At 63.2% G+C, this 25,205-nt stretch carries 20 protein-coding genes and 1 tRNA gene; 14 read left to right on the top strand and 7 right to left on the bottom strand.

All coding sequences use genetic code 11. The features are described from left to right. The first annotated feature begins 100 nt into the window (after positions 1-100). Together ACFSNN_RS14860 and ACFSNN_RS14855 are read left to right on the top strand one after the other, a co-directional pair. Complete coding sequence (locus ACFSNN_RS14860) at positions 101-403, top strand: H-NS histone family protein (RefSeq protein WP_012431466.1); 303 nt, start codon at positions 101-103, stop codon at positions 401-403. Between the two features lie 330 nt (positions 404-733). Then, a complete protein-coding gene (locus tag ACFSNN_RS14855) occupies positions 734-1,990 on the top strand; it encodes a cation diffusion facilitator family transporter (RefSeq protein ID WP_134457329.1) in 1,257 nt (418 codons plus the stop codon). A 61-nt stretch (positions 1,991-2,051) separates the two neighbouring features. On the opposite strand, the gene ACFSNN_RS14850 is transcribed toward ACFSNN_RS14855, so the two are convergent. From ACFSNN_RS14850 to ACFSNN_RS14840, 3 genes are all read right to left on the bottom strand, one after another. After that, a complete protein-coding gene (locus ACFSNN_RS14850) occupies positions 2,052-2,510 on the bottom strand; it encodes an Lrp/AsnC family transcriptional regulator (RefSeq protein WP_134457328.1) in 459 nt (152 codons plus the stop codon). A gap of 90 nt (positions 2,511-2,600) precedes the next feature. Further along, a complete protein-coding gene (locus tag ACFSNN_RS14845; RefSeq protein ID WP_134457327.1) occupies positions 2,601-3,230 on the bottom strand; it encodes a 3'-5' exonuclease family protein in 630 nt (209 codons plus the stop codon). Continuing rightward, the gene (locus tag ACFSNN_RS14840; protein ID WP_134457326.1) at positions 3,227-3,871 is read right to left on the bottom strand and encodes an MBL fold metallo-hydrolase; all 645 of its coding nucleotides are present in this window, start codon (positions 3,869-3,871) and stop codon (positions 3,227-3,229) included. The genes ACFSNN_RS14845 and ACFSNN_RS14840 overlap by 4 nt, the downstream gene beginning before the upstream one ends. A 638-nt stretch (positions 3,872-4,509) precedes the next feature. On the opposite strand from ACFSNN_RS14840, the gene ACFSNN_RS14835 reads away from it, so the two are divergent. After that, the gene (locus ACFSNN_RS14835) at positions 4,510-5,112 is read left to right on the top strand and encodes a septal ring lytic transglycosylase RlpA family protein (protein ID WP_012431471.1); all 603 of its coding nucleotides are present in this window, start codon (positions 4,510-4,512) and stop codon (positions 5,110-5,112) included. A 130-nt stretch (positions 5,113-5,242) separates the two neighbouring features. Here the strand turns inward: ACFSNN_RS14835 and rsmI are convergent, their stop codons facing one another. Continuing rightward, complete coding sequence (gene rsmI, locus ACFSNN_RS14830; protein ID WP_134457324.1) at positions 5,243-6,124, bottom strand: 16S rRNA (cytidine(1402)-2'-O)-methyltransferase; 882 nt, start codon at positions 6,122-6,124, stop codon at positions 5,243-5,245. A gap of 37 nt (positions 6,125-6,161) precedes the next feature. Between rsmI and ACFSNN_RS14825 the strand changes: the two genes are divergently transcribed. From ACFSNN_RS14825 to ACFSNN_RS14805, 5 genes are all read left to right on the top strand, one after another. Next, positions 6,162-6,626: a YraN family protein gene (locus ACFSNN_RS14825; protein ID WP_377688703.1), complete on the top strand. Its 465-nt coding sequence runs from the start codon at positions 6,162-6,164 to the stop codon at positions 6,624-6,626. 215 nt (positions 6,627-6,841) lie between these two features. Beyond that, positions 6,842-7,429: a phosphoheptose isomerase gene (locus tag ACFSNN_RS14820; protein WP_134457323.1), complete on the top strand. Its 588-nt coding sequence runs from the start codon at positions 6,842-6,844 to the stop codon at positions 7,427-7,429. A 26-nt stretch (positions 7,430-7,455) separates the two neighbouring features. After that, the gene (locus ACFSNN_RS14815; RefSeq protein WP_134457322.1) at positions 7,456-8,253 is read left to right on the top strand and encodes a BON domain-containing protein; all 798 of its coding nucleotides are present in this window, start codon (positions 7,456-7,458) and stop codon (positions 8,251-8,253) included. Further along, positions 8,250-8,600, top strand: a complete 351-nt coding sequence (locus tag ACFSNN_RS14810; RefSeq protein ID WP_377688704.1) for a c-type cytochrome — start codon at positions 8,250-8,252, stop codon at positions 8,598-8,600. Before ACFSNN_RS14815 ends, ACFSNN_RS14810 begins: the two co-directional genes overlap by 4 nt. 76 nt (positions 8,601-8,676) lie before the next feature. Further along, positions 8,677-8,752, top strand: a tRNA-Ala gene (locus ACFSNN_RS14805). A 149-nt stretch (positions 8,753-8,901) separates the two neighbouring features. On the opposite strand, the gene ACFSNN_RS14800 is transcribed toward ACFSNN_RS14805, so the two are convergent. Next, positions 8,902-10,671, bottom strand: a complete 1,770-nt coding sequence (locus tag ACFSNN_RS14800) for a methyl-accepting chemotaxis protein (RefSeq protein WP_134457321.1) — start codon at positions 10,669-10,671, stop codon at positions 8,902-8,904. A 628-nt stretch (positions 10,672-11,299) separates the two neighbouring features. Between ACFSNN_RS14800 and ACFSNN_RS14795 the strand changes: the two genes are divergently transcribed. The 4 genes from ACFSNN_RS14795 to ACFSNN_RS14780 all read left to right on the top strand — a co-directional run bounded on the left by ACFSNN_RS14795 (position 11,300) and on the right by ACFSNN_RS14780 (position 17,214). Continuing rightward, positions 11,300-12,850 carry a sensor domain-containing diguanylate cyclase gene (locus ACFSNN_RS14795; protein ID WP_377688706.1) on the top strand — a complete coding sequence of 517 codons (1,551 nt, stop codon included), beginning with the start codon at positions 11,300-11,302 and terminating at the stop codon, positions 12,848-12,850. 88 nt (positions 12,851-12,938) lie between these two features. Beyond that, complete coding sequence (locus ACFSNN_RS14790; RefSeq protein WP_134457320.1) at positions 12,939-13,562, top strand: DUF2239 family protein; 624 nt, start codon at positions 12,939-12,941, stop codon at positions 13,560-13,562. Positions 13,563-13,983: 421 nt separating this feature from the next. Then, positions 13,984-15,549 carry a methyl-accepting chemotaxis protein gene (locus ACFSNN_RS14785; RefSeq protein WP_134457319.1) on the top strand — a complete coding sequence of 522 codons (1,566 nt, stop codon included), beginning with the start codon at positions 13,984-13,986 and terminating at the stop codon, positions 15,547-15,549. Positions 15,550-15,906: 357 nt separating this feature from the next. After that, positions 15,907-17,214 carry a solute carrier family 23 protein gene (locus ACFSNN_RS14780; RefSeq protein WP_134457318.1) on the top strand — a complete coding sequence of 436 codons (1,308 nt, stop codon included), beginning with the start codon at positions 15,907-15,909 and terminating at the stop codon, positions 17,212-17,214. A 132-nt stretch (positions 17,215-17,346) separates the two neighbouring features. Here the strand turns inward: ACFSNN_RS14780 and ACFSNN_RS14775 are convergent, their stop codons facing one another. After that, the gene (locus ACFSNN_RS14775) at positions 17,347-19,002 is read right to left on the bottom strand and encodes a Na+/H+ antiporter (protein WP_134457317.1); all 1,656 of its coding nucleotides are present in this window, start codon (positions 19,000-19,002) and stop codon (positions 17,347-17,349) included. Between the two features lie 375 nt (positions 19,003-19,377). Here ACFSNN_RS14775 and ACFSNN_RS14770 point away from each other — a divergent pair, with 375 nt between their 5' ends. Then, entirely contained in the window at positions 19,378-20,646 is a 1,269-nt protein-coding gene (locus tag ACFSNN_RS14770) for a sensor domain-containing phosphodiesterase (protein ID WP_134457316.1), read from the top strand. 44 nt (positions 20,647-20,690) lie between these two features. Continuing rightward, the gene (locus ACFSNN_RS14765) at positions 20,691-21,386 is read left to right on the top strand and encodes a copper homeostasis protein CutC (protein ID WP_134457315.1); all 696 of its coding nucleotides are present in this window, start codon (positions 20,691-20,693) and stop codon (positions 21,384-21,386) included. Between the two features lie 92 nt (positions 21,387-21,478). Here the strand turns inward: ACFSNN_RS14765 and ACFSNN_RS14760 are convergent, their stop codons facing one another. Continuing rightward, on the bottom strand, positions 21,479-25,066 hold the full coding sequence (locus ACFSNN_RS14760) for an indolepyruvate ferredoxin oxidoreductase family protein (RefSeq protein WP_134457314.1): 3,588 nt from the start codon (positions 25,064-25,066) through the stop codon (positions 21,479-21,481). Between the last annotated feature and the right edge of the window lie 139 nt (positions 25,067-25,205).

Below are 25,205 nucleotides of genomic sequence, written 5' to 3'. Positions count from 1 at the left end.
TTGTGTTAATCTCGCCATCAAATTCCGAGGCATGATCCATCTTCAAAGGGCAAGCTGGCTTAAGACTGGCAGTCATTTATCCAAACCACAAAGGGAACCTATGTCTTCCTACAAGGAACTACTCGCCCAGCGCGAGAAGCTCGAAAAGCAGATCGAAGAAGCGAAGTCGCGCGAATACGCTGAAGTGTTGAATGAAATCAAGCAGAAAATGACCGACTACGGCATTTCTCTATCAGAACTCGGTGGCGGTCGCGCCGCCAAGGGTGCTAAAGCCGCGCGTCCGCGCGCAGGTGTCGCACCGAAATATCGCGACCCGGATAGCGGCAGCACCTGGTCGGGCCGTGGCAAGCCGCCGCGCTGGATCGCAGGTCTGGATCGCGAGAAGTTTCTGATCGAGAAGTAATGCTCTGGCCAGCAGCTTTTTGCTAGCCGCTTTTGTGAGCGGCTTTTGTCGCAACTAATGCTTCTGGTCATCAAGTCATACGAATAGCTTCAATCAGATGCGGTTATAGCGTCTGCCGTTGCGAAAGAGAACCGCGTACCGTCGAGGACGCGGTTTTTTTATTGCCGCAATCGATGTCGTGGTTTTTGTCGCATGACACCGCTCGCTGGAACGCGAATGCTTTTCGTTTAGATAAGCGGCTGATTTAAAAGGAATTTTTTAGACGCCGCCAGCCACGTTTCGAGACGGGCCGGGTAGAATGCAAGAAGTGAACTTTCATTGCATTCTGAGATGCCTGCCGCCGCCGTCGCCGAATCCGCCGAAAAACATCGCATTGCGCGCAAAAGTACCTTTGTCAGTATTGCGCTCAATACGGTGTTGATGACGCTGCAAATCGTGATCGGTGTGTTTGCGCACTCGCAGGCATTGGTCGCCGACGGTGTCCATTCCCTCGCCGATCTGATTTCCGATTTTGTCGTGCTGATTGCCAATCGGCACAGCGGCGCAAAGCCCGACGCGGATCACAATTACGGGCATAGCCGCTATGAAACCGTGGCGTCGTTATTTTTGGGCGCGCTTCTAATCGCGGTGGGCTGCGGCATGTTATGGCGAGCCGGAACGCGTCTCGCCGATTTGCAGAATATTCCTGCCGTGCATATGAGCGCGCTCGCAGTCGCTGTGCTGGTTCTCATTTCCAAGGAGAGTCTGTTTCGCTACATGCTGCGGGAGGCGCAACGCGTGCGGTCCGCCATGTTGATCGCCAATGCCTGGCACGCGCGTTCGGACGCGGCGTCGTCGCTGGTGGTCGCGATCGGTATTGTCGGCAGTCTCGCCGGCGTGCGGTTGCTCGATCCGATTGCCGCGGCGATCGTCGGCTTCATGGTCGCGCGCATGGGCTGGATGTTCGGCTGGGACGCGCTGCAGGATCTCTCCGACCGCGCACTCGACACCGCCGCCACCGCCGACATGCGCGCGTTGCTGCTGTCTACGCCCGGCGTGCGTGATGTGCACGAAATGCGCACTCGCAAGATGGGCGACTTCGCGCTCGTCGACGCGCACATTCTCGTCGATCCGCTTATCTCGGTATCGGAAGGGCACTACATCGCCGAGTCGGCGCGTTTGCGCGTGCTGACGGACAACCGCGTGCTCGACGCGCTGATCCATGTCGATCCCGAGAACGATGCGCTTGCGCATCCGCCCTTCGATCTACCCACTCGCGAGCGGGTGATTGCAGAGGTGAACGCCGCGTTGGCCTCTCACGGCCTGAAGGCGGCGGCGGTGAATATCCACTACCTGAGTACAGGGCTGGATGTCGAAGTTGTGCTGCCGGATGGGTTGTCGTCGCGCGTGCCGGACAGCGAAACGCAACGGCTTGGGCGGGTGGATCTGGCGGCGCTCAAGGCTCGCCTGGGCGCGCGCAAAGTGGAACTGCTACAGGCATTGGATGCGACGTCCGTCGCGGAGGCTGATCCGGAGACGCTCGGTACAAAAGGCGGCGTGGCCACTGAAGTACGCACGAAGGCGACGGAACCGCACAGCGCCACTTGATTCCATACCCGCGGCGGCGCGCGAGCCTGCTGCCGCGTGGCGTCGTTAAGCCGTCAACGGATCACAGCGGCAGTTGCGTGTCGAATTTGATCTCGCGCAGCACCACACTCGTGCGAACCTGCGCGACGGCGGGAATCTTGAAGATGCGCTCGTGCAGAAAGCTGTCGTATGCCTTGATGTCCGGCGCGACGATCTTGAGGATGTAGTCCGACTCGCCGGTCGTGCTGTAGCACTCCGTGACTTCAGGGCAGGTGGAGATCTCCCGCTCGAACTGTTCCACGCCGCCTTCGGTGTGCCGCGTGAGATGAATATGCGCGAGGGCGCACACGTGCAGCCCGAGTTTTTCCCGATCCAGCAGCGCCGTGTAACGCTGAATGACCCCCGACTGTTCCATGTCCTTGATGCGCCGCCAGCATGGCGTGCTCGACAGGCCGACCTGGTCGGAAATTTCTTGCACCGAGCGGCGTGCGTCGAGCTGCAATAGGCGCAGGATTTTTTGAGAGAACGTATCGAGTGTCAACTGCGCCTCCGTTTGCGTCGCCGTATCAACGCATGGTAGAGGGCGCGAAAACGAAACGCAATGTAAAACGGGTTCGACGAGGGAGATTACCTAATTTGCTGGTTCCTCGGTGGTGTTTTGTCCTGTGCCGTCCCCATCTTTACCCGCTGCGAGGGTGATCGCCTGACTTGCGCGCAGATCCTTCAACATGTTGCAGAAAAGCGCGCCTTGCTCGATCGCGTCGTCCAGCGCGACATGCGTGTGCGGATGTTCGTCGAACCAGTGTTTGGGAAAGCGCGGCTTGATGTTCTTGCGGTACGGGAGGCCGGTCATGGCGAAGGCCAGCGTCTTGATGTCGAGCGCCGACCAGGAAAACGGACAGCGGCCGACGAACCGCATCATGTACCAGAACATATAAGTGAAGTCGAAGCCGGCCGGCATGGCCACGAACACGGGTTTGCCCGGTAAGGCTTCCACCCAGTCGACGTACGCCGCCAATGCAGCCGCTGGCGTCTGCAAGTCCTTGCGGCACGCTTCCCATGCTTCAGGCTGCGTCTTCCACCACGCTTCCTGCACGGGATGCGCCTTGGCGCCGTCGAGCAACTCGAGGTTTGCCGAGAACGTGGCGATCAACCGCTTGTCCTCGGTGTAAGCGGCGGAGGCGAAACTGAGCATGGAATGCGGGCCGGGAATCGGGCCGTCCGCTTCGACATCGGTGCTCACGTAGATTTCGCTGCTCATGCCTCGACTCCGTCGGCGACGTACGGATTAGTGCGGCGTTCGGCGCCGAACGTCGAAGTGGGACCGTGGCCCGGAACGAAGGTGATGTCGTCGCCGAGCGGCCAAAGTTTTTCACGGATGGAGCGCACCAGGTCCGCATGATCGCCGCGCGGAAAATTCGTGCGGCCGATCGAGCCGGCGAACAGCACGTCGCCCACCAGCGCCAGCCGATGCGCGCGGCTGAAGAACACCACATGGCCCGGCGTATGGCCGGGGCAGTGATAGACCTCGAGCGTTTCGTCGCCGAACTGCACGCTCTCGCCGTTCTGCAACCAGCGATCCGGTTCGAACGCTTCGGCGGCCGGAAAACCGAAGCGCGTGCTTTGATCCGGCAGCTTGTCCAGCCAGAAGCGTTCGTCGGGATGCGGGCCTTCGATCGGCACGCCGTAGTGCGTGGCCAGCGTCTTCGCGCCCGCGCAGTGATCGATGTGGCCGTGCGTCAGAAAAACTTTTTCGACCGTCACGTTCTGCCGCGCGATTTCGCCCTGGATGATGTCGAGGTCGCCGCCCGGATCGACAACGGCCGCGCGTCCGGTTGCCTCGCAAACGAGCAGCGAACTGTTCTGCTGGAACGGCGTGACGGGGATCAAGGTGACTTTCATGGATGACGGCGCCGCTGGAAAAACGTTGATTGTACCGGCCTCTCGTCCACGTTCACCGAGGGCGCCGAAGCGCCGGCGCAGCGGGCTTCGGGCTGCTCATTTTTGCAGCAGGTGTGAAAATTCATCAAGGTTTTCAGTCGCTTGCCAACCCGGAATTCTGTTTTAGGTATAATGCACCCCATGCACAGGGAACTGTGCATGCCACAAGGCGATGCGTCCCCATCAAAAATGGGCACGCGGATCGCCACTCAAGTATGGGCTGTCGCACTTTTGGACGGCCATCAAGTATCGATGCTTTCGATGCACACGTCTTGCCCAGCCAGGCGCCGCGCGCCTGCTACGGACTTAACTGCCGTGACGCTGGGTGGGGCCTACGCCGCCGTTCCTGCGCGCTGAGTTTCGCGCGCAAGAGCGTGTTTGCCACGTTCGATGGCGGCATGTGGGGTCTGGTCAGGCTGCCGGGGACAGGTTGCGCCAGACGTGAAAATTAACCGTGCGGTAGCGGCTGAGTGAGCCGCATCCGGGCTTTGACGTTCTGCGCTTGTCTGCGCGGTGCGTTGTCGTCCATTGCCGCCGGAGTCGCAGGCAACACGCTCAACTTTCGCGTGATGCGGCTCGACAATGTGATTGCACGTCTTATGAAAACTCGGTTATCCCGTGGTCTGGGGACTCTTTTTGCCTTTTTTGTGCTGGCGGGTTGCGCCACGCCTCCGGGCGCAGGCAACACGTCGGAAAGCGGCGTGCCGCAAAGCACGAAATTGACGCAGGCGGGCTCCTTCGGACCGCAAGCTTTCGGTAGCGCGCCAGCCTCCGACGCGACCGCCCAAGGCTCGTCGCTGGCCGACGCGAAGCCTCTCACCGATGAAGGTTCCGGCATTTCGGACTTTCATCAGACCGGTCGCGCTTCGTGGTACGGCCGCGGCTTCCATGGCCGCCGTACCGCCAATGGCGAACGCTACGACATGCACGCGCTGACCGCGGCGCATCGCACGTTGCCGCTCGGCTCCTATGTGCGCGTGACTAATCCGGCTACATCGCGCTCGGTGGTCGTGCGTATCAACGACCGTGGTCCGTATGCGCGTGGCCGCGTGATCGATCTTTCCATGGCTGCCGCGTCCGCGTTGAACATGCGCCATGCCGGTACGGCACGGGTGCAGATCGAAGGTCTGACGCAACAGGAAGCACGCGACGCGCGTAATGAAATGCTGGCGTCGAATTCGGATTCGACCGCCCAGAAGTGATATGACAGCGGCGAGCGCGGCTAGGGCGCGCTCCTCGTAGCGCCGCGTCGGCGGCCTTACGGGTTGTGTCCGCAGAAGAACGAAGGGCCGCATTGTGTGAACTGCGGCCCTTTTCGTTTATCCGTCAGCTTTACTCTTCGTCTTCTTTCTTCAGCGTCAGCGCACGCGTGTACAGCGCGTTGCGCGATGCTCCGGTGATGGCCGCCGCTACTTTGGCCGCGCTGCTCACCGTCAACTCCTCCAGCAGGATGCCTAGCAACGCGTCGTGATCGTGTTCGCCGGCGGCTTCCGGCTGCGCGCCTTCCACCACCAGCACGAATTCGCCGCGTTGCCGGTTCGGATCGGCGGCGAGCCACGTTGGCCCTTCGGCCAGGGTGCCACGGTGCAGCGCTTCATGTAACTTCGTCAATTCCCGTGCGATGAGCAGCTTGCGCTCGCCGCCGAATGCTTCGGCCAGCGCCTGCACCGTTTCGACGATCCGGTGCGGCGCTTCGTAGAACACCATCGCGTGAGGATGGGTCGCGAGCGGCTGCAGCGTCGCGGCGCGCGCTTTTGCCTTCGGCGGCAGGAAGCCGAGGAACGAGAACGTCGCGACCCAGTCGCCGGCCACGCTCAGCGCGGTCGCGAGCGCGCTCGCGCCGGGCAGGGGGATGACGGGAAAGCCGGCTTCACGGACCGCGTCGACGAGTTTCGCGCCGGGGTCCGAGATGCCTGGCGTGCCCGCATCGGACACGTAGGCCACGCGTTCGCCCGCTTGCAGGTGCTCGATCAGACGCAGTGCCGCGGCTCGCTCGTTGTGCTGATGTACGGCGACGAGCGGCTTCGAGATACCGTAGCGCGCGAGCAACTGACCCGTGTTGCGGGTGTCTTCGGCGGCGATGCGATCCACCAGTCCGAGCACATGCAACGCGCGCAGCGTGACGTCGGCGATGTTGCCGATCGGCGTGGCCACCACATACAGCGCGGCAGTGGGGTACTGCTGCCCTTGCGCGAGTTCGGAGAGAGGAGTCATGAGGCAGAAGACACAAACAGACGGAACGAGGCCGCCATTGTGCCACGCAGTGTCGGGCGATCCGCGCGGCGGGCCGGCCGTGAGCGCGGCGGCGCCGAGCGGCGCCTTCACCACGCCGCACAACTTTTCCGGACTCGTCGGGTCCAAACTCGTCGGCGCGGCTTTCGAGTTGCGTGCGCAGGAATTTTTGCAGCGCCAGCGTTTGCGGTTCGTCGCGCGCAATGTGTCGTGCCGCGGCGGCGAGATCGATCTGGTGATGCGCGAACGTGATGGCGCACTGGTGTTCGTCGAAGTCCGCGCGCGTACGCAGCGGCGCTACGGCGGCGCGGCGGCGAGCGTTGGCTGGCAGAAGAAGCAGCGTATCGTTCGCGCCGCGCAGCATTTTCTGGTGACGCATGCCTCCCGCTGGCGCGATCAGCCCGCGTGCCGCTTCGATGTGATTGCGTTCGAAGCCGGCCGTCTCGTGTGGTTGCGCGATGCGTTCCGTGCCGACGAAGTCTGATGCGACGCGCGGAGAACGCGCGTGAGTGCGATAAACTTGCGCTCGCATGCAGGCCAAGGGGCAACGCCGACAGCGCAGCGATCAGCGCATTAAGCGATGGTTTGCGCGCCTGCACCGCGTTGCCGGCCAGGTTCATCAGGCGGCACGACTTCGCAATACGACTTCACAACACGGCCGCGCAGTGCGGCCCATTCGCGGTAGAAGATAGAGACTCGATGTCAGTCGAACGCATTCAACAACACTTCCGCGACAGCGCGGCAGTCAAACTCGAAGCCCTCGAAACACTGTCGATGCCGATCGCCGCTGCGATCGACACGATGTTCGCCGCGCTGGCCAATGGCAATCGCATTCTCGCGTGTGGCAACGGCGGCTCGGCGGCCGACGCGCAGCACTTCGCCGCCGAACTGATGAGCCGCTTCGAGCGCGAGCGGCCGGGCTTGCCGGCGATCGCGCTGACCACGGACACCTCGGTGTTGACCGCCATCGCCAACGACTATTCGTTCGAACAGGTTTTCTCGAAGCAGGTCTGGGCGCTCGGCCAGCCGGGCGACGTGCTGCTGGCGATCAGCACGTCCGGCAATTCCGCGAATGTGCTCGCCGCGATCGAGGCCGCGCATGAGCGCGAAATGATCGTGGTCGCGCTGACCGGCAAGGGCGGCGGACGCATGCAGGAAGTATTGAGCGATACCGATATCCATGTGTGCGTGCCGTCGGATCGCACCGCGCGTATTCAGGAAGTGCATTTGCTGACCATCCATTGTCTGTGCGACGGCATCGATGCCATGTTGCTGGGCGAAGACTGAGACTGATTCCGAAGGAGAGCTAGTTGATGAGTGTATTCCGCGTCAAGAAGACACTGGTGAGAACCGTGCTGGTGGTTGGGTTCGCGGCGGGGCTGTCCGCAACGTTGCAGGGTTGCTTTCTCGCCGTTGCCGGCGCGGCGGGCGGCAGCGCGCTGGTGGCGACCGACCGGCGCACGCTCGGCGCGCAGACCGAAGATCGCGAGCTGCAGGTGAAGGCGCTCTCGCAGATCAGCCAGAACTTGCCCGACAACGCGCACGTCAACGTGACCGTGTTCAATCGTCGCGTGCTGCTGACCGGTGAAGTGGCGGGGGACGTGTCGAAGCAACGGGCAGAGACCATCGTGCGTGGGCTGAACAACGTCAGCACGATCGTCAACGAACTGACGATCATGCCGGCCAGCTCGTTCTCCTCGCGCACCAATGACACCTACCTCGAAACGCGTGTGAAGACCGCGCTGATCGCCGAGAAGAACATTTCGGCGAACAACTTCAAAGTGGTGGCCGAGCGCGGCTCGGTGTATCTGATGGGCCTCGTCACCATGGACGAAGGCAATCGTGGCGCCGACGTCGCGAGCCGTGTGCCGGGCGTGGTGCAGGTCGTGAAGGTGTTCCAGTACATTCAGCCGGCGGAAGCCGCGGCGGCTGCCGCCGCGGCGGGGACGGCGCCCGTAGCGGCGGCTTCGCAACCGGACGCGAGCACGCCGACCGTCGGCGCTATTCCCGATTCGTCGGTGAGTTCGCGGCCGCTCGAACAGCAGGCGCCCGCGCCGGTCACCAATTCGAACGCTGTGCATCCAGGTAATCCGAAGGCGACGACGCCATGATGCGCGGTGTTGCCTCGGTGATCAGCGCGCTGATGTTCGGCGCGCTGGCGGGTGCCGTTGTACCGGCTGCGCGTGCCGCCGATGCGCCCCGCGGTCAGCTGGTCGCCAACGCGAATGCTTGCATGGGATGTCATGCGGTGGATCGCAAACTGGTCGGCCCGTCGTTTCAGCAGATCGCCGCGAAATACAAGGGCGACGCGCAAGCGCCGGCGAAATTGTCACGCAAGGTGAAGGACGGCGGCTCCGGCGTGTGGGGCATGATTCCAATGCCCGCGCATCAGTCAATGAGCGATGCGGATATTCGCGCAGTGGTCGATTGGGTGCTTGCGGGTGCGCCTTCCAGGTGATGGCTTACTGGCGGTTTGCCGGCTCTGGCGGGCTTGGCAAAACGGAAAATGCTTGTGCTAGAATTGTTTGCACGTTGGGGGGGTAGCTCAGCTGGGAGAGCGTCGCGTTCGCAATGCGAAGGTCGGGAGTTCGATCCTCCTCCTCTCCACCAATAAGATTTGTCGTCACGCGAAAACCGGCTACACGCCGGTTTTCGCGTTTCTGTCCCAAGCTTTTCGCACTAAACCGCTCTGCTTCCCGACGCGATGTCCCGCTTAAGCGCCACCCACCCAGCCACGGCGCTCGCGCAGAACAACACGCTCAAAACTTATCCCACCCATCATCCGCACCGGCCGCGCCTGCAGTCGTCGCCAACGCCGAACCCAACGCGGCGCCCGGCGCGACACCTAACCCGGCATCCGCCACAACCGTCGCCCGAGCAAGCCGCCGCACAGGCGCAACACCCCGCTCCTGCCGCGCTGTCTCCTTCCGCATAGGCGTCCCCGAAACAAACGCCCCCGCATCACCACCGTTCAAAATCCGAAAAAACGCCACAGCCTCATTCAACTGCTGCCCCTGATCTTCCATCGATCGTGAAGCCGCCGCCGCTTCTTCCACCAAAGCGGCATTCTGTTGCGTGACATTGTCCATCTGCGTGATCGCGAGATTGACCTGCTCGATGCCGCGGCTTTGTTCACTCGAGGCCGCCGCGATCTCCGACATGATGTCCGTCACCCGCGCCACCGCCTGGGTGACTTCGGCCATCGTCTTGCCCGCTTCGCCGGCAAGCGCCGAACCGTCGCGGATCTTCTCCACCGAGGTGGCAATCAGATCCTTGATTTCCTTGGCCGCGCTCGATGAGCGCTGCGCGAGGCTTCTGACTTCGCTCGCCACCACCGCGAAACCGCGGCCCTGCTCACCGGCGCGCGCAGCTTCGACGGCCGCGTTGAGTGCCAGAATATTCGTCTGAAACGCGATACCTTCGATGATGCCCGTGATATCCGCGATCTTGGTCGAGCTATCGCTGATGTCGTGCATCGTGGTCACCACCTGGCCGACCACCTCGCTGCCTTTCTGCGCGACCGACGATGCGTTCGTAGCCAGCATGCTGCCTTGCTGCGCGTTGTCGGCGTTCTGCTTCACGGTCGAGGTGAGTTCTTCCATGCTCGACGCCGTTTCCTGCAGCGAGGCTGCTTGCTGTTCGGTGCGCTGGCTCAGATCCATGTTGCCCGCGGCGATCTCGCGCGCCGCGCCGGCGATGCTCGTGCTGCTGTCGCGCACGCGTCCGACGATCGTCGTCAGCCGTTCGTTCATCTCGCGCAGGGCGCCGAGCAGCTTGCCGGTTTCGTCGTTGCCGTCGACCACGATGCGCGTGCGCAGATCGCCTTCCGACACGGTGCGCGCGACGTCGATCGCCTGGCGCAGCGGTCCGGTTACCGCTCGCGTGATCAGCACGCATGCGCCGATCGCGAGCGCCACCGCGATCAGGCTGATCGCGATCAGCAGATTGCGCTGATTCTCGTAGTGCGCCGCGTAGTCCTTGATCATCTGCTCCTGACGCGTACGCGTGTAGTCGGCATACGCGTTGGTCGCGCCAATCAGCGCGGCGAGCAACGGCCGGCATTGATCGTCCATCTTGACGATCGCCTCGTCGCGCTTGTTGTTCAGCGCGAGATTGACGATGTCGGTGGCGACCGGTCCATACGAAGCCTCCACCCGGTTGATCTCGGCGACGAGACTGCGCGCTTTCTCCGACGTGTCGGTAGCGGCCGCGATCATGTTGTTGAGCTTCTTCAGATCGGTTTGCACGTCTTCGTGGGCACGCAGCACATCGGCTTTCTCTAGTTCGAGGTCCTGCGGTTTGGTCACGAGCACGAGGTTACGTGCGGCGATCGCCCGGCGGTCCACCGCGGTTCGCACCTGCACCGCCATGTCCGCGCGTGCATTGATGCCGTGCACGAAGCTGGAAAAACCATCGGTTGAGTCGCTAAGAGCTTTCAGGGAAAGCCCGGAAACCCCTACGACGATAAGAGACAGCATGCCGAAACCGGCAATGAGTTTTGCCTTGATGGTGAGGTGCTTCAGTGTCACGATTTTTTCTCCAATAACGAAACGTTGATGCGTTCGCAATGGACTCTCAGGTCCGGGCATGGGAGCGTCTGTGTGACCGCCGTACATCGCGGCGGCCTCGCGCGGTCTATCCCTCCGATGTCTTTCGTCGATGCAGGAAGCGCATCGGCGTAAAGCCTCAAATGGGTATCCCATTTACCGGATATCGGTTCGCGCACTCGAGTACTGAAGGCAAAATCGGGTATATCTCTACAAGACTTGCACGCGATGACCGGGGAAAGTGAAAATTCTCGGCAAATGAGTATATTTGAGCGCGTGATGAAAACATTGCATCGGGCGAGAGGATGGAACGACCGCTTGAAACAGCTCGCCGTTCCCCATCGGTCTCACCATGCTGGCGGTCGCCCGCCACGGCGCCGACAAAGCGGTGCGCAAGGCCACCGACATCCGCGCTTCGAGCCGCTTGGCATCCCGGCCCGCGCTCGATCTGCATACCGGCTGAACACGGGCGAGCGGCGCCGAGCTCGCCCGGCCCGGCAAAAACCCGTCTTTTCGATGGTTCGGCTCGGTGCATCGTCTGGTACGCTACCGCTTCACGGTACGCGCCGGTCCGGACGCGACCCTCTTCTTCACGCGCGTAGGCCAGCGCATGTTCGAACGAAAAGCCATGGTGACGCGCCGACCGAACATCGTGATTGCAATCAGTATCGTGCTGGCCAGTGCGATTCTTGCGATCGCCGTGTGGGTGCTGGCACAGATGCGCGACGACGCATTGCGGCGCGCCCAGGATTCGGTCTTCAACGTGTCGCTGCTGGTCGAGCGCGACGTGTCGCGCAATCTGGAGATTTACGACCTCTCGCTGCGCGCGGTGATCGACGGTCTGAAACAGCCCGGCGTGCTGCAACTGGATCCGGCCATCCGCCAGATGGTGTTGTTCGATGGTTCGGCGAGCGCCAAAGACATGGGCTCGATCCTCGTGACCGACGAGGTCGGCAACATCAAGTTCGACTCGCAAGCCACGCCGCCACGCCGCGTCAATCTCTCCGACCGTGATTACTTCAAGGTGCAGCGCGACTCGCCCAACGTCGGCCTGTACATCAGCCACCCGTTCGTGCCCAAGGTCAGCGGCAAGGAAATCAGCATCGCGATGAGCCGGCGCATCACGCGGCCGGACGGCAGTTTCGGCGGTGTGGTGGCCGGCACCATGCGCCTCACCTATTTCCGCAGGCTGTTCGCCGGCATGAATCTCGGCGCCGGCGGTTCGATGGCGCTGATGCTGAGCGACGGCACGATGCTGATGCGGCGCCCGTTCGACCCGAAAATCATCGGTATCAATCTGACCGGCACCGCCAACTATTCGCGCTTCACCCAGCAGCCGAGCGGGGATTTCTTTGGCACGGCGGCGATCGACGGCGTCGAACGCTGGTACGCGTTCCGTCATATCGACATGTATCCGCTGATCCTCGACGTCGCGCTGTCCACGCGCGATATCTACGTGGAATGGCGGCACCGCGCGTGGATCATCGGCTCGCTGATCGCCGCGCTCGACGTTACGATCATCGCGTTGGCGGTCCTGTTCTCGCACCAGTTGCGGCATCGCCGCGCAGCCGAAGAAGAGTTGCGCGTGCTGGCGCGCACCGACGGGCTGACCGGCCTGAACAATCGCCGCACCTTCGAGGAACACGCGGAAGACGAGTGGCGCCGTGCGCAGCGCAACGCGTGGCCGCTGTCGATGCTGCTGATCGACGTCGACACTTTCAAGGGTTTCAACGACCTGTACGGCCATTCCGCGGGCGACGATGCACTCACGGCCGTGGCCCGCTGCATCTCGCAGAGCGTGCGGCGTCCGGGCGACACGGCGGCGCGCTATGGCGGCGAAGAGTTCGCCGTGCTGCTGCCGGACACCGACGAAACCGGCGCAGTTTTCATCGCCGAGAAGATTCGCGCGGCGGTTCAAGCGCTTCAGCTTCGCCACGTGGCGAGCGCGCACCATGTGTTGACCGTGAGCATCGGGATCGCCACCACGCGAGGCCAGGCATTCGCAACGAGCCGCGCCCTCCTGAACGCCGCCGACGACGCACTATACGAAGCCAAAGATGCGGGCCGCAATCGCGTGCTGAGTTATCGCGCCGTGACGCACACTTCGCCCCAGGGCGGCGCCACGGTGACACCCACCACCGAAACGCGCAACTCCGTCTGAGCGAAGCGTCACAAATTTACCCGGATAATATATTGCGTTTTAATTTAACCCGGATATAATTCGACAAATTCTTCATCTGGAGTTTGTCATGACTGTTCATCCGCTTTCCTGCACCGCATTCGAAGGCCATCGCCGCATCGCCTCTGGCGCTTTGGCCGACGTGGCGCTCTCGGTGAGAGAAGTACTGGCGCGCGGCGAACAGGCGCCAGTTCTGGTCTTCGACGACGTCACCAGCCGGCCGGTCGAATTCGATCTGCGCGGCACGCCCGACGAGATCGTCGCGCGGTTAGCGAGTCAGGATGACGGCGCCCAAACCGCTCACGCCGCCGACGGCGCCGACAGCGCCACGGAGGACACGCCACGCGGTCGTGGCCGGCCCAAGCTCGGTGTGGTGGCAAGAGAAATCACGCTGTTGCCGCGTCATTGGGATTGGCTTAACGGACAGCCGGGCGGCGCGTCGGTCGCGCTGCGCAAACTGGTCGACGCGGCGCGCGTGGCCGGCGAGCACAAGGACCGTCAGCGCGCGGCGCAGGAAGCCGTGTATCGCTTCATGACCGCGCTGGCCGGCAATCTGCCGCGCTATGAAGATGCGACCCGCGCGCTTTACGCCGATGACCGTCCGCGTTTCGAGGAGATCGTCGCGGCATGGCCGCAGGACGTGCGCGATTACACCTTGCGACTCGCGAACACCGCTTTCGCGACGCACGCGTAAAGGCAAGCAACTCGCAGCGCCGTTGCAAGCGGCGCGAGCACCGAATCGCACAGGCAAAAAAAACCGCTCACGCCGGGGAAGCGTGAGCGGAAAGTCGGAGAGTTACAACAACATCGCATGCGCCTACATGGGGTCGACGCAGCAGAGCAAGTCTAAGAGCTTGCTCCGTCCCTATACATCAGACGAATCCCAAACTTGTCGCCGATAGCCATACCCGCACGGTGTCTCGCGCTCGGATCGCGTGCGCTAAGCATTGCTTACAACATCCTGTCCCGGTTATTCCTGACATTTCGCTCATTAAGTCTCTGCCGTGGCCGCCGTAAATGAGGTGGGAGCGTCGCTACGTATCCGACAGATCGCGAAATGTTCGCGACGGCGTGGCGGCTCGAGCGTCCCGCCGTGACTCGTGAAGGATGGTGAAATGAAGTGGTTCGACCGCATGCCTGTGTTCAGGAAACTGCTGCTGGCGTTTGCCGTGGTGATTGGTTTTTGCGTCGTGATTGGCGCGACGTCGCTGAGTACGCTGTCGTCGATGCACGGCATTACCGACGCCATCTGCAATAAACACATGAACGGCCTGTACTGGATGGAAGAGGCGAACCGTCACAAGATCGATTCCGATCTGGCCGCCGCGAATCTCGGCTACGCCGCCGACGACGCCGGCCGTCAAAAGCTGAAGGACAGCATTGTCGGCTCGCTCAAGGAGATGCACGCGGCCTACGACCAGTATCGCGCGACGATCGAAACGGGCAAGGGCCAGGAGATGTTCGACGACGTGCTGCGCAAGTCGGCGGTGTGGGAAGGCATCGTGCATCAGCAGATCGGTCTCGAGCCGATTCCGGCGGGCGTCGACAACAACGAACTCGTGCGTCGCGCGATTGCGTCGAGCGAGGCGCTGCGCGATCGCATCACCGCGCTGATCGACTATCGCCGCCAGCAAGCCAACGACGCGCAGGCGGAAGCGTCCACCGACTATCAGCACATGCGCATCGTCATGAGCGCGCTGGTGCTGGGCGCGATTGTCGCGGGCATGCTGCTCGCCACGGTGATCGCGCGTCGTCTGGCCGGGCAGCTCGGCGGCGAACCGGATTACGCGATGCAGATCGCCAACCGCATCGCGGACGGCGACTTGAGCGTGCGCGTCGAAACGCGCGCCGGCGACTCACACAGTTTGCTGTTCGCGTTGCGCAACATGCGCGAACGGCTGGCCGGCATCGTGTCGGGTATCAGCGAGTCGAGCGAATCGATTTTGATGGCGTCGGGCGAAATCGCGCAGGGCAATACCGATCTGTCGCAGCGCACCGAAGAGCAGGCCGCGGCGCTGCAGGAAACCGCGTCGAGCATGCAGGAGCTGACGTCCACGGTGAAGATGAACGCCGAGAACGCGCAGCAGGCGGGCGGCGTGGCGCACGGCGCGTCGGAAGTCGCGGCGCGCGGCAGCCACCTCGTCGGCGACGTGGTCGAAACGATGCGCGAGTTGGCGGCCGGCTCGAAGCGCATGACGGACATCATCGCGGTGATCGAAGGGATCGCGTTCCAGACCAACATCCTCGCGCTGAACGCGGCGGTGGAAGCAGCGCGTGCCGGCGAACAGGGACGCGGCTTCGCGGTCGTGGCGGGCGAAGTGCGCTCCCTCGCGCAGCGCAGCGCGGTGTCGGCGAAGGAGATCAAGGAGTTGATCGAAAGCTCGACGGCACGTGTGGGCAGCGGGGCTGAACTCGCCGAGCGGGCCGGACAGACCATGGCCGAAGTCACGCACGCGGTGAAACGGGTGACCGACATCATGGGCGAGATTTCGTCGGCCTCGCAGGAGCAAAGCACGGGCATCGAAGAGGTCAATCGCGCGGTCGCGCAGATGGACGACGTGACCCAGCAGAACGCGGCGCTGGTCGAGCAGGCGGCGGCCGCGGCGGCGTCGATGGCGGATCAGGCGAGGCAGTTGCAGGCGGCCGTGACGGTGTTTTCGCTGGAAGCGCGGCACGGCTGAGGACGCGGGTGATGGTAGGGGCGTGCTGGATCGCGCGACGGTCGCTGGCGAGCGCGCTACGCGCGCCGCTGCATGCAACATGGCTGTCCAGCGTCGTTAGAGAGCCTCGACTCTGGTGTTGCAAGCAACGCGGCTACGCGGCCCGGCGGCACCGACAACAAACGTTGGTCCTCACCGCTGCAAGCAACCCGGCCAGCGCCACGCCATGCCGCGGCATTCATCCACGGCTTTGCCGCGCATTTCCCCGAGCTTGCCAGGCCCAATGGCACTCCGTACACTCGCGCCTAATTCCTGGGCGGCGCCTTGTTCCTGCGCCGCCCCACCATACATAGCGCCGAACAGAGGAGAACCCCCGCCATGGCCGATTCCTACTTCCCCCGCTGGCGTCCCCAGTCCGCGGCCGCCGAGGGCCGCATCGTCGGCACCGACGAGCGGCTCGCGTGGCCGCAGATGTTCGCGATGGGCGTGCAACACGTCGTCGCGATGTTCGGCTCGACGGTGCTCGCGCCGTTGCTGATGGGTTTCGATCCGAACCTGTGCATCTTCATGTCGGGCATCGGCACGCTGTTGTTCTTCGTGCTGGTGGGCGGCCGCGTGCCGAGCTATCTCGGTTCGAGCTTCGCGTTCATCGGTCTCGTGATCGCGGTCACGGGTTATGGCGGGCACGGCCCGAATCTGAACATTCCGGTCGCGCTCGGCGGGATCATCGCGTGCGGCGTGGTGTACGCGATTATCGGCCTGATCGTGTCAGCGGTCGGCACCAAATGGATCGAGACGCTGATGCCGCCGGTGGTGACGGGCGCGATCGTCTGCGTGATCGGTTTGAATCTGGCGCCGATCGCGGTGCATGGCGTGAGCGGCAGCAACTTCGATTCGTGGATGGCGCTCGTCACCGTGCTGTGCGTGGGCGCGGTCGCGGTGTTCGCGCGCGGCATGCTGCAGCGTCTGCTGATTCTGGTCGGCCTGCTGATGGCGTATGTGATCTACGCGATCGTCACGAACGGTCTCGGCATGGGTAAGCCGATCGATTTCGCCATCGTTGCGAACGCCGCGTGGTTCGGCATGCCGCATTTCACGGCGCCCGTGTTCAACGTGCAGGCGATGACCCTGCTCGCGCCGATCGCCGTCATTCTGGTGGCGGAGAACCTCGGGCATATCAAGGCAGTCAGCGCGATGACGGGCCAGAATCTGGACCGCTATGTCGGCCGGGCATTTCTCGGCGACGGACTCGCGACGATCGTCTCCGGCTTTGCCGGCGGCACGGGTGTCACGACGTATGCCGAAAATATCGGCGTGATGGCCGTCACCAAGATCTATTCGACGCTGGTCTTCGTGATCGCCGCGTTGATCGCATTGGTGCTGGGTTTTTCGCCGAAGTTCGGCGCGGTGATCCAGACGATTCCGGGGCCGGTGCTGGGCGGCGTGTCGATCGTCGTGTTCGGGCTGATCGCCGTGACCGGCGCGCGCATCTGGGTCGTCAACAAGGTGGACTTCTCCGACAACCGCAATCTGATCGTGGCCGCGGTCACGCTCGTGCTCGGCGCCGGCGATTTCTCGTTGAAGCTCGGCGGTTTCGGTCTCGGCGGTATCGGCACCGCGACATTCGGCGCGATCATTCTCTACGCGCTCCTGAGAAGGAAGCCGGCGCAAGGTCCGGTGGCGTGAAATTTCGCGCGCGCTGAACCACTTGTCTTTGTGAGTTCGTCGGCGGCGCAGGTTTTTTCTTCGCAGGTTGTCTTGATCGAAGAAAAAGCCATCGCCGCCGCCGGCATCGCAACTACACAGCGCGAGCGCCTCTTACTTTCTCCGCGCCGTCAGCGCAGTCTCCGACAAATCCACTTCCCGCATCAGCTTGTTCAACGTCTCGTCGTTGATCGCCTGACTGCTGCGCAGTTCCAGCAACGTCTTGCGCTCGGCTCGCATGGCGGCAAGCTTCATCCTGAACTCCAGCGCGTCGGCGCGGCGCGCCAGCTCGCGCGGTTCGCGTTCTTCATCCAGCGTGGCGAGGCGGCGCCGATAGAGGTCCATTACCCGCGCGGTGACGTCCGCCGCATACGCCGAGGACGACTCGTCGAGATTCGAGCACTCCCTGTCGTGCACCTCATCGACTGCGCGAATCGCGGCTTGCGCGGCCATGGTCCGGGCGAGCGCTTCTTCGGCCGCGTGCGGATCCTTGCCGCGGCGCCAGCCGCTCAGCAACAGCGGCAACCCGACCACCGCCACGATCAGCGAGACCAGAATCACGCCGGATGCGATGAAGATCGCGAGATCGCGGCCCGGCAACGCGGCGCCATCCGGCAATAACTCCGGCAACGACAACACGCCCGCGAGCGTCACGGCTCCGCGCACGCCGGCCACCGTTGTCACCGCAGCGGTGCGCAAACCCGGAACGGCGTTCGCCACGCCCAGTTTCGCGGCGCTGCGGCTCGCGAAAAAGCGCAGCAACCACACCCACACAAAGCGCATCGCGTACAGGGCGCCCGCCACTGCGGCGATGTAGCCGATCAGCCGCCAGACCTGCGCGTTACTGGTCTCGTGCGCGTCGAGCAGGGCCCGGCCGAGAATGTGCGGAAACTGCAGCCCCAGCAGAATGAACACCATGCCGTTGAAGACGAACTCGATCATGGTCCACGTGCTGCTGGCGCGCACTCGAGATGACGCCGGTCCGGCGGTCACGATGGTCGTGTAGTTCATCATCATGCCGGCGGCGACCGCAGCCAGAATGCCCGACAACTCGAAACGCTCGGCCACCAGATAAGCGGCGAACGGAATCAGCAGAGTCATCACGACGCCGGGCGCCGGATCGCCTTCTTCAGTGAGATTAAGAAAGTGGGCCGACACGTAGCCGAACAGCCAGCTCACCGCCGCACCCACTGCGAGGCCGCCCACGGCGATGACCACGAAACTGATCGACGCGTCGCGCAACGAAAACACGCCGGTCAGCGCCGCGGCAATCGCGAACTTCAACGCGACCAGTCCCGAAGCGTCGTTCATCAACGCCTCGCCTTCGAGGATATGCATCAGCCGCCCGGGAATCTTGCCCTTGCCCGCGATGCCGGACAACGCCACCGCATCGGTCGGCGACAACACCGCGGCCAGCGCGAACGCGACCGGCAGCGAGATCGACGGCACCAACGCGTGCACGAAGTAGCCGACCACCAGCACCGTCATGAAGACGAGGCCGAGTGCGAGCATCAGGATCGAGCGGCGCGCCATGAAGAACTCGCGCTTCGGAATGCGCCAGCCGTCCGCGAACAGCAGCGGCGGAATGAACAGCATCATGAAAATGTCCGGATTGAAGGTGACGTGCAAGCCGAGCCTCGGCCACGCGAGCAATGCGCCGATCGCGATCTGCACGAGCGGCAGCGGCAACGCGAACGGCAGGATGCGGGTGAGGACGCCCGACGCGGCGACGGCGAGCAGCAGAATCAATACGGTAAAGACAATGTCCATCGGTCTATTTCTGAGGATATAGCGGTATGACTTCGGTGATCTTCGACGAAACGTCCACGCAATGCTGACGAAGCGTAAGGCCCAAGTTTAGCCCGACGAAGCGTGACATATCGCTCAGGGTGGCATGCGGCCCTGTCAGCGAGATCAAACCGTGGTCACGACGGCGCGGCGCACCTTAACGGTGCGCGCCACGCCCACGCGCGGCGCATGCTCCCTTACACGGGTCAATCTTTCGGACAAATTTCATTGGAATGTGCGTCAGCGTGCGCATGGAGCTTGCTTAAGGTATATCGATGACGCACATTTGAGAAACGACGCCCGAGGTTGTTCGCTTCCGCGTTCGGACCGGCCCGGCTCTCGCGTGAGAGGACTTGCATGACGATTGCGCAACAGGAAAGGACGGCCAGCGCGCCACATGGCTTCGGTGTCGAGATGACGTCGGGGCTCGAACGTTTTACGGTGCAGCATGGCGAACTCACGCTGAGCAGCGTGTTTCAACCGATTTTCAGCCTGTCGCATATGCGGGCGGTCGGTTACGAGGGGCTGCTGCGTGCGCACGACGCGCTCGACCGGCCGGTGTCGCCGCTCGACGTATTCGGCGAGGCCGCGCGCCTCGGCGATGTGCTGCAGGTCGACAAGCTGGCCCAGACGCTGCATCTGGAGAATTTCAAGGTACTCGGCGCCGAGCGCGAGTGGTTGTTCCTGAACGTGCATCCGGGCGCGCTCACCGATCCGTATCTCGCCGCCGCGTTGCTGGCCACACTCAAGCGGCTCGATCTGCCGCCGCGGCGCATCGTGCTCGAAGTACTCGAGCATCGCGCCGAAGATTTGGAGCGTCTCGCCGACGCCGTGCGCCAGTTCCGCGAGCGCGGCTTCCTGATCGCACTCGACGATTTCGGCGCGGGCCACTCGAACGTCGAACGGATCTGGCAATTGAATCCCGACATCGTCAAGCTCGATCGCATCATGCTGTCGCACGCCGCGCATCGCGCCGACATGGCGACGATCCTGCCGGGCCTCGTGGCGCTGCTGCACGAAGCGGGCAAGCTGGTGCTGGTCGAAGGCGTGGAAACGGAGCATGAGGCGCAGATGGCGCTCGCCTGCAACGCGGACTTCGTGCAGGGCTTTTTCTTCGGCCGTCCGAACCCGGGCGCGGCCGATGCGTTGCACGCGACCACGTGCATCAGCGAACTCACCGAGCGCTATCGCGATCAGGCCGACGTGCGCGAGCGCCGCAACGCCAGCCGGCTCGCACCGTACTTGCGGGCTTTCGAGCGGGCGGCGGAGCGGCTCGCGGCCGGCGAACCGCTAGAGGAAGTGTGCTGGAATTTTCTCGCGCTCGATCATGCCGCGCGCTGCTTCCTGCTCGATGCGAAGGGCAAGCAGGCGGGCCGCAACGTCGTGCTGCGCGCCGATCGCGCGGCGCATGAAACGCGCTTTCTGCCGCTTGCCGACGCGCAAGGCGCGAACTGGTTGCGTCGTCCGTATTTCCGCGATGCGATCAATGCGCCGGAGCGCGTGCATGTGACGCGGCCGTATCTGTCGATCAACGAGGCATTGCCGTGCGTGACGCTTTCGGTGGCGACGCGCGTCGGCGAGCAGACCTGCGTGTTGTGCGGCGATATCGACTGGATGGATGAGTAGCGCTTCTGACATCATGTCGTTTTTAACGACACTCAGCCGCGCTTATGTCCGTCCTCCTTGAAATCATTGCCACGACCGTCGCCGATGCGCGCCTGGCCGCGCAAGCCGGCGCTGACCGTCTCGAACTTGTCACCGCGATGGGCGAGGGCGGCCTGACGCCGAGCCTCGGACTGATCGAAGCGGTGGTGGCGGCGGTCGAAATTCCGGTGAATGTGATCGTGCGGCCGCATAGCCGCTCGTTCGTGTACGACGCCGACGACTATCCAGTGATGATGCGCGACGTTCGCGCGGTGAAAGCGGCGGGCGCGAATGGCATTGTGATCGGCATGCTGAATGCGGCGGGGGAGATCGACCGCGAAGGCCTGGCACGTGCGATCGATGCAGCGGATGGACTGGCTATCACCTTCCATCGCGCGTTCGATGAAGCGCGGGATTTGCGCCGTTCATTGGATGTGCTGCTTGGTTTCGACGCGGTGACGCATGTGTTGACCTCGGGCGGACGAGCTTCCGTGCTGCACGCGGAAGACACGATTCGCGAGCTGGTCCAGCAGGCGGCCGGTTCGCATTGCACCGTGTTGGCTGGAGCCGGTTTGACGGTCGATGCAATTGCCGGTTTCGTGAGCAGAACACAGGTTGAAGCTGTGCATTTTGGCTCGGGCGTGCGCGTGAACAGCAACGGTCTCGCGCCGGTCGATTCAGACAGAGTTGCAAAGGTGCACACACTGTTGACGAGCGCATGACTCAATAGCTGAAACAACAAAGCAAATAAAAATGCCGTTTCGAGATCGCTCTCGAAGCGGCATTTTATTTGCCGGCATCTACATGACCAAAACTACTTCGCCACGACCACCGGAATCCCGCGCAACTGCCCCGCGCCCTTCATCTCTTCCAGCGATTTGCGCACCGACTCACCCGTTGCCGCTTCGATCTGCAAACGTGCGGCCAGATCGCGCTCGCCACGCTTCACACCCGCCAGATTCGCAAGCTTCACGTGACCATAACCGCGCACGCGAGCATGCAGGTCGGCCAGTTTCGCCACGTCTTCCAGATTGCCGGCATCGATCCTGGCGAGTGCACGCTGCAACGTGGTTTCATAATCGCCCGCGAGTTCGCGTTCCATCTTGCGTTCCAGCGTGCGACCGAACGGATCGAGCATCGTGCCGCGCAGGCTGCTGAATTTCGCGAGCGTGCCGAGCACCGGCCACATCCATTGACCGAAGGTTTTCTTGACCGGATTCTTGCCGGGTTCAGGACGCGTGAGCGTCGGCGGCGCGAGATTGAACTTGATGCCGAAGTCCTTGCCGGCCACGCCTTCGAATTGCGCTTCCAGTGCTTCACGGAATGCGGCATCCGTGTGCAGACGCGCCACTTCGTATTCGTCCTTCACCGCGAGTAAGCGGTAAAACGTGGTCGCAACCGCACGGGTCACGCGCTCGCTCTTCGCATTCACCGCGGTTTCCGCGCGACGTGCCGCATCGACTAGCGCGCGATAGCGCTTCACATAGCTCGCGCCGCCGTAGGTCTGCAGACGTCCTTCGCGATGCGCGATCAGTTCGTCAAGCGTATCGACGCGCACGCTCTGCTTCGCGAGATGCCGCGCTTGCCACAGCGCTTCGAGCGCGGCCGGATCTTCGGCAGCGAGGCGGCCGATCGAAAACGCCAGTTGGTTCATCTGCACCGCGACGTTGTTCAATTCGATCGCGCGCATCATCGCGCCGAACGACACGGGCACCAGACCGAGTTGCCAGGCATAACCGAGCATCAGAATATTCGCGCCGATGGTGTCGCCGAGGAAGCGCGTGGCGAGCGCTTGCGCGTCGCACGTCGACATGCGTTCCGCGCCGGCTGCGTGACGCATCTTGTCGAGCAGCGCGTCGGCGTGCAGCGTCGCATCCGGATTCGTCACGAACGTGGCGTTCGGAATTGCGTGTGTGTTCACGACGATGCGCGTGCGGCCATGACGCACCGTTTGCAGCGCATCGGCGCTTGCACCGACCACCATGTCGCAGGCGAGCAGCACGTCGGCCTGTTGCGTGTCGATGCGTACCTGATTGAGCCACTCGTCGCGCGCGGCGAAGCGCACGAACGACAGCACCGAGCCACCCTTTTGCGCGAAGCCCATGAAGTCGAGTACCGACGCGCTCTTGCCTTCCAGATGCGCCGCCATGCTGATCAATGCGCCCACCGTCACGACCCCCGTGCCACCGACGCCTGTCACCAGAATGTCGTATGGCGCAGCGTCGAGATGCGTCGCCGGAACCGGCAGTGCTTCGACGCGAGCGGCCAGCGCTTGCGGATCGAACGCGGCGCCCGCGGCCTTCTTCAGCTTGCCGCCTTTCACCGTGACGAAGCTCGGGCAGAAGCCGTTCACGCACGAATAGTCTTTGTTGCACGACGATTGATCGATGCGGCGCTTGCGGCCCAATGCCGTTTCAACCGGCTCGACCGACAAACAGTTCGATTGCACGCCGCAATCGCCGCAGCCTTCGCAGACTTCCTCATTGATGAAGAGGCGCTTGTCCGGGTCGGGGAATTCGCCTTTTTTCCGGCGCCGGCGTTTCTCCGCCGCACAGGTCTGGTCGTAGATCAGCACGGTCACGCCGTCGGTGTCGCGCAATTGGCGCTGAACCGTGTCCATCTCGCTGCGATGGTGAAACGTGGTGCCCTTCGGGAACTGGTCGTGATGGCCGTCGTATTTCTCCGGCTCGTCGCTGACCACGACGAAGCGCGACACGCCTTCGGCTTCCACCTGACGCGCGATCTGCGGCACCGAAATGCTACCGTCGACCGGCTGGCCGCCCGTCATCGCGACGGCGTCGTTATAGAGAATCTTGTACGTGATGGTGGCTTTCGCGGCCACGGCCTGGCGGATCGCCAGAATGCCCGAATGGAAGTAGGTGCCGTCGCCGAGATTCTGGAACACGTGACGCGTTTTCGTAAACATCGAATGCGACGCCCAGTCCACGCCTTCGCCGCCCATCTGGATGAGACCGGTCGTGTCGCGCTCCATCCACGAGGCCATGAAGTGACAGCCGATCCCCGCATGCGCGATCGATCCTTCCGGCACTTTGGTCGACGTGTTGTGCGGGCAGCCCGAGCAGAAGTACGGCGTGCGCTTCACGCTGTCCGCGGCGTTCGAGAGAATTTGCGGCGCGACCAGATCGACCACGCGTTCGCGGCGATCGAGCGCGGGCTTGTGCTTCGCGAGCCAGTTGGCGAACACAGGCAGAATGCGCGACGGCCGCAATTCGCCGAGCGAGGACAGCAGCAGCGTGCCGTCTTCGGCGTTCTTGCCGACGACGATGGGCCGCGTGCCTTGCGTGCGGTTGTACAGATAGTCCTTGATCTGCTGTTCGATGACCGGGCCTTTCTCCTCGATCACCAGCACTTCGGACAGGCCGGAAACGAACGCGTCGATCCGCGTCATCTCCAGCGGAAACGACAGGCCGACCTTGTAGATGCGCACGCCGGCCGCTTCCAGGTCGGCGACCGTCAGATCGAGGCGGCGCAGCGTTTCCATCAGGTCCAGATGCGCCTTGCCGCAGGTCACGATCCCGACGTTCGCATGCGGACTCGGTGCAATCCATTTGTCGATGCTGTTCACGCGCGCGAAGTGGCGCACCGCGTCGAGCTTGGCGTGCATGCGCGATTCGATCGTCAGGCTCGGCAGATCGGGCCAGCGGTTGTGCAGGCCGCCGGCGGGCGCTTCGAAATCCTGCGGCATGGCCCAGTCGGTGCGTAGCGCGTCCAGATCGACCGTCGAGCCGGATTCGACCGTTTCGGAAATGGCCTTGTAGCCGACCCACGCGCCCGAAAAGCGCGACAGCTCCCAGCCGTACAAGCCGAACTCCAGCATGTCGGCGATGTTCGACGGATTCACCACCGGCATGTGCCACGCCATCATCGCGAAGTCGCTCTGATGCGGCATCGATGACGACACGCAGCCGTGGTCGTCGCCCGCCACCACCAGCACGCCGCCGTGCGGCGACGAGCCGTAGGCGTTGCCGTGCTTGAGCGCGTCGCCGGCGCGATCTACGCCCGGGCCTTTGCCGTACCACATCGCGAACACGCCTTCGACGTTGCGCTCCGGGTCCGATTCCACCCGCTGCGTGCCGAGCACGGCCGTGCCGCCGAGTTCTTCGTTGATGGCGGGCAAAAAGCGAATATCATTCGCCGCTAGCAGTTTTTTCGCCTTCCACAATTGCTGATCGACCATGCCGAGCGGCGAGCCGCGATAGCCGCTGATGAAGCCGGCGGTATTCATGCCGCGTGCCTTATCGGCGGCGCGCTGCATGAGCACGAGACGCACCAGCGCCTGCGTGCCGGTCAGGAAGATCCGGCCGCGCGTCGCGGTGAGGTTGTCGGAAAGCTTGTAATCGGCCAGTGCGGGCGTGCCGTCGATGGGCAGGCGAGCGGTCATGGGTGAGTCTCCGTTTGTCGATCGGAGTTGCCGCTTTAGCGGTTACTCCGGTCCCATGCAACGTAGTTGCGATTGCATCCGCGCGCGGTGGTGGGGACCACGAAGGTGGCGCAGCGAAAGAGACTCTATTTTTTAGCGC

The organism is Paraburkholderia dipogonis (assembly GCF_042680985.1).
GTDB classification, from domain to species: domain Bacteria; phylum Pseudomonadota; class Gammaproteobacteria; order Burkholderiales; family Burkholderiaceae; genus Paraburkholderia; species Paraburkholderia phytofirmans.
Note: the sequence above shows the minus strand (reverse complement) of the source record. Positions and strands in the feature narration are given on the sequence as shown.

What these genes read in the sequence shown, in the direction of transcription:
- ACFSNN_RS14845 (WP_134457327.1), bottom strand. Translation starts at nt 3,230, where the DNA reads ATGAGCAGCGAAATCTACGTGAGCACCGATGTCGAAGCGGACGGCCCG.
- ACFSNN_RS14765 (WP_134457315.1), top strand. Translation starts at nt 20,691, where the DNA reads ATGTCCGTCCTCCTTGAAATCATTGCCACGACCGTCGCCGATGCGCGC.
- ACFSNN_RS14840 (WP_134457326.1), bottom strand. Translation starts at nt 3,871, where the DNA reads ATGAAAGTCACCTTGATCCCCGTCACGCCGTTCCAGCAGAACAGTTCG.
- rsmI (WP_134457324.1), bottom strand. Translation starts at nt 6,124, where the DNA reads ATGACTCCTCTCTCCGAACTCGCGCAAGGGCAGCAGTACCCCACTGCC.
- ACFSNN_RS14855 (WP_134457329.1), top strand. Translation starts at nt 734, where the DNA reads ATGCCTGCCGCCGCCGTCGCCGAATCCGCCGAAAAACATCGCATTGCG.
- ACFSNN_RS14835 (WP_012431471.1), top strand. Translation starts at nt 4,510, where the DNA reads ATGAAAACTCGGTTATCCCGTGGTCTGGGGACTCTTTTTGCCTTTTTT.
- ACFSNN_RS14815 (WP_134457322.1), top strand. Translation starts at nt 7,456, where the DNA reads ATGAGTGTATTCCGCGTCAAGAAGACACTGGTGAGAACCGTGCTGGTG.
- ACFSNN_RS14790 (WP_134457320.1), top strand. Translation starts at nt 12,939, where the DNA reads ATGACTGTTCATCCGCTTTCCTGCACCGCATTCGAAGGCCATCGCCGC.
- ACFSNN_RS14775 (WP_134457317.1), bottom strand. Translation starts at nt 19,002, where the DNA reads ATGGACATTGTCTTTACCGTATTGATTCTGCTGCTCGCCGTCGCCGCG.
- ACFSNN_RS14795 (WP_377688706.1), top strand. Translation starts at nt 11,300, where the DNA reads ATGTTCGAACGAAAAGCCATGGTGACGCGCCGACCGAACATCGTGATT.
- ACFSNN_RS14780 (WP_134457318.1), top strand. Translation starts at nt 15,907, where the DNA reads ATGGCCGATTCCTACTTCCCCCGCTGGCGTCCCCAGTCCGCGGCCGCC.
- ACFSNN_RS14820 (WP_134457323.1), top strand. Translation starts at nt 6,842, where the DNA reads ATGTCAGTCGAACGCATTCAACAACACTTCCGCGACAGCGCGGCAGTC.
- ACFSNN_RS14770 (WP_134457316.1), top strand. Translation starts at nt 19,378, where the DNA reads ATGACGATTGCGCAACAGGAAAGGACGGCCAGCGCGCCACATGGCTTC.
- ACFSNN_RS14785 (WP_134457319.1), top strand. Translation starts at nt 13,984, where the DNA reads ATGAAGTGGTTCGACCGCATGCCTGTGTTCAGGAAACTGCTGCTGGCG.
- ACFSNN_RS14760 (WP_134457314.1), bottom strand. Translation starts at nt 25,066, where the DNA reads ATGACCGCTCGCCTGCCCATCGACGGCACGCCCGCACTGGCCGATTAC.
- ACFSNN_RS14810 (WP_377688704.1), top strand. Translation starts at nt 8,250, where the DNA reads ATGATGCGCGGTGTTGCCTCGGTGATCAGCGCGCTGATGTTCGGCGCG.
- ACFSNN_RS14860 (WP_012431466.1), top strand. Translation starts at nt 101, where the DNA reads ATGTCTTCCTACAAGGAACTACTCGCCCAGCGCGAGAAGCTCGAAAAG.